The organism is Streptococcus sp. k-402 (genome assembly GCF_013277515.1).
Classification (GTDB): Bacteria; Bacillota; Bacilli; order Lactobacillales; family Streptococcaceae; genus Streptococcus.
Genome location: NZ_VMNB01000009.1, coordinates 52,258 through 66,638, shown reverse-complemented (window position 1 = coordinate 66,638; position 14,381 = coordinate 52,258). Strand labels below are relative to the sequence as shown.

Below are 14,381 nucleotides of genomic sequence, written 5' to 3'. Positions count from 1 at the left end.
TTACTCCATTCTTCTCTTTTGGGAAATTAAACGTTCCAATTCTTCTAGGGCTGTATCTGTATCTCCTACATGGCTAGCTTCCTGCACCTTCTTTTTGATTCTCATATTGTCCTGATTCAAGAGAGCCTTGTTTCGAGTCATTTCTACTTCACTAAGTTCCTGCGGTGACATCTCAGCAGGCAAATCCTGAGCTAAGACTTGGTAGCAAGCTCTTTCAACTTCCTCTGTCTGTTCTGCTAAAACTTCTGGAGGAAGATTGCCATACTGACCAAGCAAGTCATATAAGACCTGAAATTCAGGTGTATCAAATGCAAAGTCTTCTCTCAAACGGTAATCGTTCAAAACAAGAGGAGATTCCATCATCCGATAAAGTAGATGAGCTTCTGCCCTCATAATAGCCGATAACTGCTTGGTGACAGGCATGGTGATTTGCGTCGGTCTGGAAACCCCTTCCATGCGATTCTGCCTTTGCGCCTGACGACTTTCATTAACAATCTGCTCAATCTGGGCATAATCAAAGGATGCCAGACTGTCAGCTAAAATATGAATATAGCTGTTTTGAGCAGTGATAGACTTTTCTTGAACAATCAAGGGAGCTATTTTTTCAATAAACTCAATCTGAGCCTGCAGATTTTCACTATTTTCAGGTTTGTACTGATGAATGTAGAACTCAATAGGACTAATACGAGTTTTTGTTAATAGATAGGCCAAGTCTTCTGGACCATTTTTTTGTAGATACTCATCCGGATCCAAGTTATCAGGCATGCTGACGATTTGCACAGGTATATCACCAATTTCGTCCAGCGCTTTCAAAGTCGCAGCTTGACCAGCCTTATCTCCATCGTAAACAAGAACCAACTTCTTGGTTAACCTTTTCAGATGCTCAACATGCTCACGACTTAAGGCCGTTCCCATAGATGCGACAGCGTTTTCGATTCCAGCCCGATAGGCTGCGATGACATCCATGAACCCTTCCATCAGGTAAATCTCACTGGCTTTTCCAGAAGATTTTTTTGCCCTATCCATATGATATAATTCGTAACTTTTGTTAAAAATTGCAGTCGATCGGCTATTTTTATACTTAGAAGTTTGTGAATCCGTTTTCTGCCAGATACGACCTGAGAAGGCAATAACCTTTCCCTGATCATTGGTCAGGGGAAACATGATGCGATTGTGAAAGGTGTCTACAAATTGATTTGCATCCGAGAGGTAAAATAGCCCTGAATCTAGGAAATCCTCATCACGATACTGACCAGACAAACGTTGATAGAGATAGTTTCGTTCTGGAGGTGCTAAACCAATCCGAAAATGCTTGAGCACTTCATCTGTCAAACCACGCTGATAAAGGTAGTTTCTGGCCTCTTCCCCCATGGTCGTTGTCATGAGAATAGCATGATAAAATTTGGCAGCATCTTCATGCATATCATAAAGAGCTTGGTGGGGTGAAGCTGGCTTCTGCTCACTATAAAGCGGTTTTTCCACCTCTATCCCAACACGCTGACCTAAGATTTGGACAGCCTCCATAAAGGGAACCCCTTGGTACTCCTCGATGAACTTAAAGACATCACCAGAGCGACCACAACCGAAACAGTGGTAAAACTGCTTGTCCTCTACAACGTTGAAAGAAGGTGTTTTTTCACCATGAAAAGGACAGAGCCCTAGATAGTTCCGTCCTGCCTTTTGTAAAGAAATCACATCCCCTATGACTTCCACAATGTTGGCATTGTTTTTGATTTCTTCAATGACTTGTTTGTCAACCATACACAATACCTCCATGCTATCATAGTTTACTTTATATAGTATACTTTATTTCAGAAAAAAAGTAAACCATTTCACTCATTTTCCCTACTTTATTCAAAGAGTTGATAATAATCAGAGATTTTCATTTTTGCTTTTTCTTCTTGGTTCAAATCTTGGATAATTCGTCCTTCTTTCATGACAATTAAGCGATTGCCATATTTGAGAGCATCTTCCATATGATGGGTAATCATAAGCGCTGTCAATTGATCCTTCTTGACAAATTCATCCGTCAATTCCATGAGGGCAACACTTGTCTTTGGATCCAGGGCTGCAGTATGCTCGTCTAACAAGAGTAATTCAGGACGCTTCAAGGTTGCCATCAAGAGACTCAAAGCCTGTCTTTGCCCACCTGATAAGAACTCAATCGGTGTATTCAAGTGTTTCTCAAGACCATTTCCTACTTTTTCAATGGTCGCCTGAAATTCATCCTTATAACTAGTCAAGCGTCGTAGTAGCAGTCCACGCTTTTCACCACGAAACTTGGCAATCAAAAGATTTTCAGCCACCGTCATACGGGGAGCTGTCCCCATCTTGGGATCTTGGAAGACTCGAGACAGATACTTAGCCCGCTTCTCTGGTGAAAACTTAGTAACATCTTCACCCAAAATACGGATGGTTCCACTGGTTAATGACAAGGTTCCTGCAATAGTGTTAAAGAGAGTTGATTTCCCAGCACCATTTCCACCTAAAATCGTGATGAAATCCTGTTCAAAAATTTCTAAGGAAACATCATTTAAAATAATCTTTTCTTCATCAAAGCCATTTTTAACGACTTTGGTTGCATTTTTTAATTCTACAATTGCTGTCATTTGCTTAATTTGGCTCCTTTCAAGATTGTTTGCTTAAATGTTGGAATCATGAGACAGACTGCTAAAATCACAGCGCTGTACAAACGAAGGTAACTTGTATTAAAGCCAAGCGCAATAACTGCCCACACTAAGAATTGATAGGCGATAGAACCGACAACGATGGTAACCAGACGTTCCGCCAAGCTCAAACTCTTGAAGATAACTTCTCCAATAATCAAACTTGCAAGCCCCACAACGATAACTCCGATTCCTCGAGATACATCAGCATAGCCTTCTTGCTGGGCAATGAGAGCTCCTGCAAGGGCAATCACACCATTTGATAAGACCAAGCCCATAAGCTCCATGCGTCCAGTATGAATCCCGAAACTTCTAGCCATATCAGGATTGTCACCTGTAGCAATATAGGCTTGTCCGAGTTTGGTGTCCAAGAAAAAGAGCATGAGAGCAATGACAAGACTCACAAAGATAAGACCTGTCAAAAGTTGATTCAAATCCGAATCAAAAGGCAAGGCATCCTGAATTTGCTTGGTTCCAAGCAAGCCTAAATTTGCACGTCCCATAATCAAGAGCATGATAGAGTGACAGGAAGTCATCACCAAAATCCCTGAGAGCAAGGTTGGAATCTTCCCTTTTGTATAAAGAAGTCCTGCTACCATTCCAGCTAAACAACCGGCTCCTATAGCAAGCAGTGTCGCTAAAAAAGGGTTCACGCCTTTGGTTATCAGAGTGACAGCAACAGCTCCCCCAAGAGGGAATGAACCTTCTGTCGTCATATCTGGAAAGTTCAAAATCCTAAATGTCATAAAGATTCCCAGACCTAGAATAGCCCAGACAAATCCTTGAGAAATAATGGAAACAATCATATTTTATTTAATCCTTTCTATATTCATCTTTTTAAAAAATGGGAAGAGTCTCCTCCTCCCTACCTTATTTATTCGATGACTTGTCCTGCTTCTTTGAAAACAGACTCAGGAATAGTAATACCTAGTTCTTGAGCCATTTTTTTATTGATGACTGACTTACCAGTTGAAAAGACATTGACTGGGGTATCGGCTGGTTTTGCACCTTTCAAGACTTGCGCAATCATTTTTCCAGTTGCCACACCAAGGTCATGTTGGTCAACTACAACTGATGCCAAACCACCTACTTCTACCATAGCTGTCGCACTTGGATAAATTGGTTTCTTAGAACTTTGATTGCTAGAGACAACCGTTGGAAATCCTGATGCAATGGTGTTATCAATTGGAACCCAAATAGCATCTACCTTGCTAGTCATAACAGTGACAGTTGAGGCAATTTCATTTGTTGAAGGAACTGCAAATGTTTCCACTGTCAGACCTGCTTTTTCAGCATAAGCCTTAAATTCTTCGACCTGTGTTTTTGAATTGTCTTCGCTACTTGAGTAAAGAGCTCCGATTGTTTTCACATTCGGTGTCAGAGCCTTGATGAGTTCAACTTGTTGTTGAGCTGGATTGTGGTCAGATACCCCTGTAACGTTGCCACCTGGTTTTTTCAAATCTTTGACCAAGTTAGCACCAAGTGGGTCTGTAATAGCGGCCATGATAACCGGTAGGTCTTTTGTTGCGCTAGCCAATCCTTGAGCAGCTGGTGTTGCGATACCAACCACAAGGTCATTCCCATTTGCAACCAATTGTTTACTCATTGTCGCAACCTTACTTTGGTCACCTTCTGAGTTCATAAAGTCGATCTTCAACTGGTCATCTTTATATCCTTCTTCTGCAAGTCCAGCTTGAATCCCTTTATAAATCAAGTCAAGAGATGGATGGCTCACAAATTGAAGCACACCAATTTTGGTTATTTTCTTCTCATCCTTATTATTCTGAGCTTCTGATTTATTCATTGAAGAATAAATCAAGCTTCCTGCTACTAAGACTGCTAATGCAGCAATAATTCCAATTAAACGTTTATTTTTCATTCTATTTCTCCTTTTTAATTCCTTTAAAATACTTCACTTATCTAATACTCTTCGAAAATCTCTTCAAACCACGTCAGCTTCACCTTGCCGTATAGATGTTACTNNAGCCTGCGGCTAGCTTCCTAGTTTGTACTTTGATTTTCATCGAGTATAAACAAGCGACGCCATCGTTTTCTTTCCATACTAACCTCCATCAAAAAAATCCTCACACAAAAAACTTGTGTGAGGACGTCGATGCGCGGTACCACCTCAATTATAGGAAATTTCCCTATCGCTCTGTCTCGCAATAACGAGAGGCACTGTAAGGTGTGCTCACCGAATTTTTATGATTTCAAATTCTAAATAACATTCAGCCCAATTTTCATCATCACCACTTATCTGTTTTCAGCTACCACAGACTCTCTAAAAAGTTTGTATGATTACTTTTCTGAATGGTTAAATTATATCATTTTTAAACTACTTGTCAATAGTCTATTAGAATTTTTTTCATCTTCACTTTTGAAAATGATTAGCCTGAATTACGCAAGCCTGTCGCAATTCCGTTGATGGTGATATGAATCAATCGTTCTTGATCACTGGACAATTCTCCACGACGTTGGCGTTTAATCAACTCTAACTGAATATAGTTGAGAATATTAAAGTAAGGCATACGGTAATCCAGACTAGCTTTTAGATATGGATTGTCAGCTAAGAGTTCGTCATGTCCTTCAATAGCCAAGATAACGTTCTTAGTAACTTGCCATTCATTTAAAATAGTCTCATAGATGGCCTTAACTTGCTCGTCTTCACAAAGTTTAGCATATTCAAAAGCAATATTCATATTTGATTTTGACAAAACCATATCAACATTTGAAAGAAGCGATTGGAAGAAAGGCCAATTTTGGTACATATCTCGTAAAATAGCAATATTCTCTGGATTTTTATCGATAAATTCCTTGAAACTTGAACCAACCCCATACCATCCAGGGAACATAACACGACTTTGTGACCATGAGAATACCCAAGGGATGGCACGCAAACCACCGATTTCAGTAATCGTCTTACGAGCGGCTGGACGAGAACCAATATTAAAACTTGAAATAGCCTTGATTGGACTTGACTCGAAGAAATAATCATAGAAATGCTCATTACCAAAGACCAAATCACGGTAGATATCGTAACTACGGTCCACTACTTGATCCATAATGGCTTCATAACGATTTGAGGTATTGGTATCGCTCTTCTTCTGAGTAATCATACGGTTAATAGCTGCCGATACTAGCATTTCAAGATTATAGTAAGCGGCGTCTTTGTTACCGTATTTATTCCCAATTACTTCACCCTGCTCCGTCAAGCGGATACGATCCTTGATAGACTTGAGCGGTTGAGATGTGATGGCTTCATAGGTTGGCCCACCACCACGACCGACAGTACCACCACGACCATGGAAGAAAGTAACCTTAACGCCAAATTCATCTCCAATAGCAGTCAATTGTTGTTGAGCCTTGTAAAGGGTCCAACATGATGACAAGTAACCGCCATCTTTATTACTGTCAGAGTAGCCAAGCATGATTTCTTGGTAGTTATTTCGTGAGGCAATCCATTTTTTGGCAAGGCTAAGAGAAAGATATTTTCTCATTGTTTCCTCTGAATGATCCAAGTCTTCAATTGTTTCAAAAAGAGGAACAATCTGAACACGCGCCCTTTCCGTATCCACCAGTCCTACTTCTTTTAATAGGACAGCTAATTCTAGCATATCAGAAAGGCTGGTAGCATGCGAAATGATGGTTTGGCGGATGACATCATCTCCCAACTTATCTTTCAAAACACGAGCCGTCTTAAAAATAGCTAGTTCTTTTGCTAATAATTCTGATTTTTCTGCGTGAGTCGCAGAAAGAATTCGGGGATCTTCTTCTAATTCTTTCAAGAGAAGGTCACATTTTTCTTCTTCACTCAACTCACTATAGCGAGAATGAATTCCTGCTGATTTCAAGAGTTCTGCCACACAGGCTTCATAGACGCTAGAGTCTTGTCGCATATCAATTGATGCTAGGTAAAAACCAAATATCTCTACTGCCTGCAGTAATTCAACAAAATCACCTGAAATCAAGGACTCGCCCTTATTTTCTAGTAGAGAATCTCGAATGGCAATCAAATCCTTGTAAAAATCATTGGCGGTTTCATAACGAGTTCCAACTTCTTTATCATCAATCAGATAGGTTTTTGTTGCTTGGATTTTTGATTGAATATCAAACAAGGCACGACGGTAAAGCTCTTTTTCGCGGTAAATCGAGTTATCCTTGGACTGACGAGCCATTTCTCTGACTTGCTTACTTACATTGACAATGCTAGTTGAAAGAGAAAATTCACGATAAAGTTGGTAAATCTTTTCATCATAATAGTTCATGATGACTTCACACTGAGTGAGTGCAGACTGTTTCAAGGTATCTGCTGTAACAAAGGGATTACCATCACGGTCTCCACCAATCCACATACCCATGGTGATTGGCTTAGCCTGTTTTAAATTCAACCCATGTGCTTGCGCTAAGCGCTTATACTCCGTCGTCAAGTGAGGTACAGCTTTCAAAAAGGAGCTGTTGTAATATTCCATAGCATTCGTGATTTCGTTAGTCACTTTTAATTTTTTCTCACGAATCATGTCTGTCTGCATGATAATTTCGATATAACGGCGCAAATCATTGTGCCATTTTTCTTTATTGATCAACCCCAACTTAACATCACGGTATTTACGCAAAAGACTATGAATGTGATTTGTTAAATCCAACATACTTTTTCGTTGCACTTGTGTTGGATGGGCTGTCAAAACAGGGACAACATTCAAGTGTTCAAGAATTTCAACGGCATTTTCTTTTTCAGCAACCATTTTGATCGTTGTAGATAATTTACCTAAATAGTCCTGATCAATATTATTTTGATGATTGATTTCATAAGCTAAATCCACATCCTCTGAAATATTAATCAAAAGAGGTAAGATTGAAAAATAGCGTGAAATATAGACCATTTCATCATTTGATAAGCTAGTCACTAGACGGTTTAGACCTTGATAATCTTCCTGCGTTGATAATTCTTTCAACTGCATGATTTTTTCAAAGGTCTCTGGTGCAAGCATATTTTTAGTAATATCTTCCAGCAATTCTGTTAGAATCAATACTTCTTCTTGCACAACACTTTTATTACTATAATTTTCTAATTTTTGAAGAGACATAGACTATCCTTTCTTTATTCTACTTCACAGAAGGTTCATTGGTTGATTTTCCAATTCTCGGTACAACTTAGCGCGTTTTTCACTGGCATCAATATTTAAGACAAAGGCCACTGCCACTGACAAGACTAGAAGACTGTTTCCACCCTGGGATAAGAAGGGAAAGGTTACTCCTGTAGATGGAATCAAGCCCGAAATCCCTCCGATATTGACAAATACCTGAACCAACATCATCCCTCCGACACCGAGTGCAACCATGGCATTGAAAGGATTCTCCGCTCGGATACCGACCAAGATAATCCGCAAAATCATGAAAAACAAGAGAGCTAAAATAAGACTAGCACCAACAAAGCCAAATTCTTCAATCACGATAGAAAAGACAAAGTCTGTATGAGCTTCTGGTAAATAACCTCGTTTTTCAATCGAATTCCCAAGACCTAGACCAAACCAACCGCCATTGACCATGGCAAAATAAGAATTAGATAACTGGTGACCCGCATCCGCACGATCGGCAAAAGGATTAAAAAAGGCACTAAAGCGCTTGGCCACATAGCCAAATACTGGAATTTTTGAAAAGGTCTCAACACCGATTAGGCTGATAGTGGTCAAGACAAAGACAGAAGCGGCAGATACGAGCGCCAGAATGGTTGAAAACCAACGATAAGCGATTCCACTAACTGTATACATAATCAAAGAAACCAATACTAAAATAGTCGCATTTCCTAAATCAGGGAAAATTCCCAAACTTCCAATCAGAACCAGGAGAACGAATCGCCAATCATTAAAAGCACGGGGAAGCCATTGATTTTGAGTCAAAACTTGAAAATCATAAATAGCTATTTCTTCTTGCTGTTTGGAGAATCGGTGAGCCAAATACCAAATAATAATGATTTTTAAGTACTCAGCTGGCTGAATAGTTACTCCTGCAACCGAAATCCAACCGTATGCCCCGTTCACGGAAATACCAATAAAACGAGCCAAAAACAATAAAACCATTTCTATCAATATAACTAAAATGATTAGTCGCTCATTTCTCAAAAAATCTAGTCTCAATTTATAAATTAAGGCAATCAGTATCAAACTAACAATCCAAAAGATTCCTTGATTTCGAACCAATTGCAAGGCGCTCTTGCCTTCTTCAATTAAAATAGCGCTGGTGGTCGAATAGACCACAATCAAGCCCAAAATAGATAAAAGCAAGTAAGGAATCAAGATGGAATAATTTAATAAGTGCCTCTTACTAATCTTCATAGTATCACCACTCTACTAGGATACAGACAAATCTGTTCCAAATTCCGTTTTATTTTCTAGTTTTGATTGCTATTATACCATTTTTTCAGAAAGAAAAAAACTCTTACCTTACAATCCTTCGAATTTTACTGTTTTTACAGAATTATTTCCAGACTCAAGTTCAAAAAATACAAACCTCAAAAGAGATTTGTATTGATTTGGACTATTCGTTTGATGTACTACTGCTTGAGCTTGAATCTCCACCACCGATATATTGGGTAAAGATATTTTGGAAGGCTTGATCCTTAACCTTGATATTGGCTGCTTGCAATTCTTTTCCGATAATGCTTTGAACAAATGTTGAATCATTTTGTTTTTGAGTCAAGATAACAGTTTTTAATTTTTCTTTGTAGTCATCGATATTAGATGATTTTTCTGTTTTCTTAATGAGTTTTACAATGTAATATTGGCTACTGTAGGCTTGTGTGCCAGTTGCTGTAATCACATCAGAAATGCCATTTACATCTAAAGCAAAAGCAGCTTTCTTGACTTGCTCAGGTACTTCCGTTGAAGCAGAATCAAAGGTGATTTCTCCACCATTCGCTTTAGTTTTCTCATCAGTTGAGTTATCTTTAGCTAATTGAGCAAAGTCAGCACCTTCTGCCTTGGCTTTTTCGAGAACTTCTTTGGCCTTATCTTCATTATCAAGACGGATGATTTGAGCCGTTACGTCTGGAGTGTATTCGTCAAAGGCCTTCTTGTAAGCATCATCTGTCAATTCAGCTTCTGCTGCTTTCTTAACTGCCAACTCAACCAATTTACTTGTACGAATTTGAGCTTTACGTGTTTCAAGAGTCATGCCTGCTTGTGACAAGACACGTTGGTAGTTCTCACCATATTGTTTTTCTTCTTCGGCGATAGTATCATCAACCTCTTTATCATCAAGCTCTGAGCCATATTGTTTTTCAAAAACTTTTTGGATGGTCATATTTAACAAGACTTGTTGGGCTGAAGGGTTGCTTTTCACTTGCTCATAAAATTGATGTTCTGTGATGACATCCCCTTTCATGCTGATAAGGTCTGCCCCTTCTGAACCTTTCGAACAAGCTGCTAAAGTTGCTACTGATAATAATGTAATGGCACCTGCCAATAGTTTTTTCTTCATGTCTACTCCTTTGAGATAAGTGTTACTCTATCTATTTTACTATATTTTCTTAAATTTTTCTGAAAATCTTTCGCTGTCAGGCAATTGAACATCTGCTACATTCTTACGAAGCATGAGAATGCCGTCCCCCAGAGGTACTAATGTTGCGGTGAGTCCTGGATTGTCTAAGGTTGCATCAAATAGTCTTTGAAGTCCTCGATAAATGGTTCGCTGGCCACGACGGACTTCCATAATATCCTTGGCAACATCACCACCTTGGAAAATATCATCCAAGACAACCACACCTCCAACGTCCAAATGTTTGAGGATTTCTGGCAGAAAGACGATGTATTTAGACTTGGCTGAATCCATAAAGACGAAATCATAGGACTCTGTCAGTGTAGATAAGACATCTACCGCATCTCCTTCTAGGAGTGTGATTTGCTTACGACTGTCAAATTGAGCAAAATTTTCCTTGGCAAAACCAATCATTTCTGGATTGCGGTCAATGGTTGTAATCTTAGAATTTGGCGCATATTCTGCCATCAAGAGGGCTGAAAAACCGATGGCCGTCCCAATTTCCAGAATGTTTTTAGGTTGCATGGTTTCCATGAGAAAACGGAAATAAGCTACCGTTTCATGGGGAATAATGGGAATATTTTCCTTGCGGGCAAAGTCTTCCAATTCTTTCAAAGCTCCTGTGACTTGCTTTTGGCGCTGACGCATCAAGTCCACAATTTCTTCCTTGACGACAGGGCGACGCATGTTATGGTTGGCATTCTTACTATACGATTCAACCATCTTATGCCAATCCCAATTTTTCAACAAGGGCTTCAAACTCATTCAAACGACGTTCAAAGACTGCAAAGGCATCGTTGAGATAGTCTTCCTTCTCCATATCAACTCCAGCTTTTCTCATGACATTAAGTGGATAGTCAGACTTACCTGCCTTGAGGTAGTCGATATAGCGGTCACGGTCTTCTTGACTACCATGAACAATCTTTTCAGCCAAGGCTGAGGCTGCTGCAAATCCTGTTGAATATTGGTATACATAGTAGTTATAGTAGAAGTGTGGAATGCGTGCCCACTCGTATTGGATTTCAGGATTGTCTTCCTTACTCAAACCATAATACTCTTGGTTCAAGTCTGCGTAGAGTTTATTTAAGAAATCGCTTGTCAAGACTTCACCATTTTGATCCGCTTGGTGAATCGCGTGTTCAAACTCAGCAAATTGAGTTTGGCGGAAAACTGTTCCACGGAAACCGTCTAGGAAGTTATTGAGAATAGCAAAGCGCGTTGCGTCATCTTCCACTTCTTCCAATAATTTCTCCGTCAAGATATTTTCATTGGTAGTTGATGCAATCTCAGCCAAGAAAATAGAGTAATCCCCGTAAACATAAGGCTGAGTTTCGCGAGTATAGCTTGAGTGCATACTGTGACCAGTTTCATGAACAAGAGTAAAAAGATTGTCTAGATTGTCCTGCCAGTTAAGAAGCATGAAGGCATTGGTATCGTAAGAACCACCAGAGTAAGCCCCTGAACGCTTGCCTTGATTTTCATAAACGTCAATCCAACGCTCACTGAAAGCACGTTTAACACGGCTCAAGTAATCTTCACCCAAGACTGCCAAGGCATCTTCTGCCTTTTTCAAGGCTTCTTGGTAGGTGAAACTATAATCTACTGACGAAAGCGGTGTGTAGACATCGTACATCTTGAGATCTGAAATTCCCAAGATTTTTGAACGAAGTTCAAGGTAACGATGCAAGAGTGGCAAATGCTTGCGAACTGCTGCTACCAAATTGTCATAAACACTTTCTGGAACAAAATTAGCCGCTAGGGCTGCATGACGAGCACTCTTGTAGTTGCGAACTTTTGCACGATAGTTTTGCACCTTAACATTGGTTTGCAAGGTTTTGGCATAGGTATGTTGGAATTGTTGATAAGTCGCATAAAGGGCTTGATAGGCACCACGACGCACCTCACGATTTTTAGACTCCATCAAACGTGTGTAAGTCCCATGAGAGAGTTGAACTTCCTTACCATCATCGTCAAGAACATAAGGGAACACAATATCCGCATTGTCCAAGATAGCGAAGGTTTCACTTGCCGAACCAAAGATTTCTCCAGCTCCAGCCAATAGCTCTTCTTCGCGTTGTGATAGAACGTGATCCTTGCCTTGCAAAAGTTTGTCAAAATAGTGTCGATAAACCTGCAATTTTGGCTGAGCTTCTAAAAAGTCAGCATACTGCTTTTCACTGATTTCCATAAATTCAGGTTCATAGAATGAAAAGGCTTGGTCTAGCTGGCTGTAGAGAGTCATTGCTTTGGCGTAATACTCTTGATACTTAGCTTCACGTGTGTCTTGGTCATTCTTCATATGAGCATAGACGTAAAGCTTCTCCATTTGGCGTTCCATTTCAAGAGAAAATTCAGTAATTTCGAGTAGGCTATCCGCACTATCCAAGAGATGACCTTCATACTGGGCTACTGTCTCCAATTTTTCAGTTAAATCTTTTAAGGCTTCTTCCCAATCCTGGTCAGTTGGGTAAATCGTTGATAGATCCCATGTATCTTTTTCATTTATTTCATGTCTTTGTAATACCATTAGATTCCTCCATCCTTTCTATTCTACCATATTTTTCAAGAAATATTGCTGATAAAAGGCTGGTGGATAGAGCTTTTGCCAATCATTTTGAGGATTTTGTTGATAATAGGTTTGAAAATACTGATAATAGCTGGTCAAATCCTTCTCAATTTGGCAAAAATCACCTACTAGTGGTCGAATTTGTGGATACCATTCTTTTAACCCATAAGTCAGGAGATTTTCTCCCTTTTGATAGGCTTCTGCTTGTTCTTTCATCCAAATGGGATTTTGATAGTACAGTTGTTGCCGAATATAACGACAGATGTCCTTGTCCTGAGAAACTGTAAAATGAGATATTTTTTGTTTCTTATAGGGAAAACGTAATATCTCCAGTAGACTACCTTGACCACAGGGAAATTCCTTAATCTGATAATGGAGTTTACCTCGGAGATCTTGGTGAATCAGGTATTTGAGTCTTAAAACTTGTTTTTCACTGTCTAATTCCCAAACATAAAAGCCCATGTTGTGACTGAAATAGAGAAAACCTTGTTGCAGACGAGTCAAACGCTCCTTGAGCCAAAGTTTTTCCCCCAGCAACCACAGTACTTGGTAAGCCTGACTACGATAGCCCTCACTTCGCTCTTTAAGGACTTTTTGAGGCAAGGGGCTACACTGAACCTCTAAAGCTAGATTGCCATTTACAAACACATCTGCAATCTGTTTAAGCTCTGGAAGGGGGTATTCTAATTGCACCTCTGCCTCTGTTCTCAACCAGTGATAGAGGACTTCCTTATTTGCCAAGTGTTCTGGGCTTTCATTTTCAAAGGAGTAATCACAGTCTTTTAGGGATTTGTGGGCAAAATGGGTTCGGACACTTGGTCCTTGACGCAAACGGAGCTGACCTCCACAAGCTGGGCAGGTGTATTCTTCCTTCTCAAGCTTATCCTCTAACACATTTACCAGCCGCCCCCTAGCATTTCTAGCAACAAACATGATTTCCCTCCTTTTCTATATTATTCGTAAAAAAGAAAAAAGATCAGGAAATTTCCTAATCTTGATCACTCTATAATTTTAGAGTTGCAAGCGACTTTCAAGAGCTTGTGTCAACACTTCAGAATAGTTCACTTTCTCACGATCTGCAAGTCTGACTAGCCACTCTGGAACCGTAACATTTTTTCGAATCGCCTTATTATTCTTTACGAAAGGCAAGGGATTGACCTGAATTAAAGACACAAATCCATCAGAAACTTTTAACATAGAAATGTCACTAGGAGTAGGCAAAGCCAGTCCTTCATCAATATAAGAAGCTAAAACACTCTCAAGCATTTCCCGAGCATTTTTCATTGCAAGTTCAATCGTTGCTCCTTCAGTTCCGCCTCCAAACTCCGGAAATTCAATCCAGTATCCAGTGCCTTCTCTATGAAAAATAGCAGGATAAGATTTTAGCATAATACACCTCCACAATTTCCAAATCAACTATAGTCCCAAATCTTTTAATATTTTTCTCTCTAGTCCTTTTCCTAAATCCTCATTACCGTGAACTGGAATAGTGACAAGATAGGGAACCCCTTCTTTCTTAAAATGATGATGACTTCCTCTCTTACGAACTTCAATCCATCCATTTGCAAGAGCTAATACTCTTCGAAAATCAAATTCAAACCACGTCAGCTTATCCT

At 39.6% G+C, this 14,381-nt stretch carries 12 protein-coding genes and 1 other annotated feature; all 12 genes read right to left on the bottom strand.

Features of this window, described 5'->3' with window-relative positions; translation table 11 throughout:
• On the bottom strand, positions 1–1,761 hold the full coding sequence (dnaG, locus tag HT724_RS07015; protein WP_173275789.1) for a DNA primase: 1,761 nt from the start codon (positions 1,759–1,761) through the stop codon (positions 1–3).
• 89 nt (positions 1,762–1,850) lie between these two features.
• Entirely contained in the window at positions 1,851–2,609 is a 759-nt protein-coding gene (locus tag HT724_RS07010; protein WP_173275786.1) for an ABC transporter ATP-binding protein, read from the bottom strand.
• Positions 2,606–3,472, bottom strand: a complete 867-nt coding sequence (locus tag HT724_RS07005; protein WP_173275783.1) for an ABC transporter permease — start codon at positions 3,470–3,472, stop codon at positions 2,606–2,608. The genes HT724_RS07010 and HT724_RS07005 overlap by 4 nt, the downstream gene beginning before the upstream one ends.
• 68 nt (positions 3,473–3,540) lie before the next feature.
• Positions 3,541–4,545 (bottom strand): tryptophan ABC transporter substrate-binding protein, encoded by a 1,005-nt coding sequence (gene trpX / locus HT724_RS07000; protein ID WP_173275780.1) that lies wholly within the window; start codon positions 4,543–4,545, stop codon positions 3,541–3,543.
• A 221-nt stretch (positions 4,546–4,766) separates the two neighbouring features.
• Positions 4,767–4,984, bottom strand: a binding site (T-box leader).
• A 69-nt stretch (positions 4,985–5,053) separates the two neighbouring features.
• The gene (gene ppc, locus HT724_RS06995) at positions 5,054–7,750 is read right to left on the bottom strand and encodes a phosphoenolpyruvate carboxylase (RefSeq protein ID WP_173275777.1); all 2,697 of its coding nucleotides are present in this window, start codon (positions 7,748–7,750) and stop codon (positions 5,054–5,056) included.
• Positions 7,751–7,774: 24 nt separating this feature from the next.
• On the bottom strand, positions 7,775–8,998 hold the full coding sequence (locus HT724_RS06990) for an FtsW/RodA/SpoVE family cell cycle protein (RefSeq protein WP_061439109.1): 1,224 nt from the start codon (positions 8,996–8,998) through the stop codon (positions 7,775–7,777).
• 202 nt (positions 8,999–9,200) lie between these two features.
• The gene (prsA, locus tag HT724_RS06985; protein WP_050252885.1) at positions 9,201–10,142 is read right to left on the bottom strand and encodes a peptidylprolyl isomerase PrsA; all 942 of its coding nucleotides are present in this window, start codon (positions 10,140–10,142) and stop codon (positions 9,201–9,203) included.
• Positions 10,143–10,181: 39 nt separating this feature from the next.
• Positions 10,182–10,922: an O-methyltransferase gene (locus HT724_RS06980; protein ID WP_173275774.1), complete on the bottom strand. Its 741-nt coding sequence runs from the start codon at positions 10,920–10,922 to the stop codon at positions 10,182–10,184.
• 1 nt (position 10,923) lies between these two features.
• Entirely contained in the window at positions 10,924–12,726 is a 1,803-nt protein-coding gene (gene pepF, locus HT724_RS06975; protein ID WP_173275771.1) for an oligoendopeptidase F, read from the bottom strand.
• Between the two features lie 18 nt (positions 12,727–12,744).
• Positions 12,745–13,698, bottom strand: a complete 954-nt coding sequence (locus HT724_RS06970) for a competence protein CoiA family protein (protein ID WP_173275768.1) — start codon at positions 13,696–13,698, stop codon at positions 12,745–12,747.
• A gap of 78 nt (positions 13,699–13,776) precedes the next feature.
• Positions 13,777–14,154: a type II toxin-antitoxin system HicB family antitoxin gene (locus HT724_RS06965; RefSeq protein ID WP_173275765.1), complete on the bottom strand. Its 378-nt coding sequence runs from the start codon at positions 14,152–14,154 to the stop codon at positions 13,777–13,779.
• Between the two features lie 27 nt (positions 14,155–14,181).
• Positions 14,182–14,373, bottom strand: a complete 192-nt coding sequence (locus HT724_RS06960) for a type II toxin-antitoxin system HicA family toxin (protein WP_115904484.1) — start codon at positions 14,371–14,373, stop codon at positions 14,182–14,184.
• Between the last annotated feature and the right edge of the window lie 8 nt (positions 14,374–14,381).

What these genes read in the sequence shown, in the direction of transcription:
- dnaG (WP_173275789.1), bottom strand. Translation starts at nt 1,761, where the DNA reads ATGGTTGACAAACAAGTCATTGAAGAAATCAAAAACAATGCCAACATT.
- HT724_RS07010 (WP_173275786.1), bottom strand. Translation starts at nt 2,609, where the DNA reads ATGACAGCAATTGTAGAATTAAAAAATGCAACCAAAGTCGTTAAAAAT.
- HT724_RS07005 (WP_173275783.1), bottom strand. Translation starts at nt 3,472, where the DNA reads ATGATTGTTTCCATTATTTCTCAAGGATTTGTCTGGGCTATTCTAGGT.
- trpX (WP_173275780.1), bottom strand. Translation starts at nt 4,545, where the DNA reads ATGAAAAATAAACGTTTAATTGGAATTATTGCTGCATTAGCAGTCTTA.
- ppc (WP_173275777.1), bottom strand. Translation starts at nt 7,750, where the DNA reads ATGTCTCTTCAAAAATTAGAAAATTATAGTAATAAAAGTGTTGTGCAA.
- HT724_RS06990 (WP_061439109.1), bottom strand. Translation starts at nt 8,998, where the DNA reads ATGAAGATTAGTAAGAGGCACTTATTAAATTATTCCATCTTGATTCCT.
- prsA (WP_050252885.1), bottom strand. Translation starts at nt 10,142, where the DNA reads ATGAAGAAAAAACTATTGGCAGGTGCCATTACATTATTATCAGTAGCA.
- HT724_RS06980 (WP_173275774.1), bottom strand. Translation starts at nt 10,922, where the DNA reads ATGGTTGAATCGTATAGTAAGAATGCCAACCATAACATGCGTCGCCCT.
- pepF (WP_173275771.1), bottom strand. Translation starts at nt 12,726, where the DNA reads ATGGTATTACAAAGACATGAAATAAATGAAAAAGATACATGGGATCTA.
- HT724_RS06970 (WP_173275768.1), bottom strand. Translation starts at nt 13,698, where the DNA reads ATGTTTGTTGCTAGAAATGCTAGGGGGCGGCTGGTAAATGTGTTAGAG.
- HT724_RS06965 (WP_173275765.1), bottom strand. Translation starts at nt 14,154, where the DNA reads ATGCTAAAATCTTATCCTGCTATTTTTCATAGAGAAGGCACTGGATAC.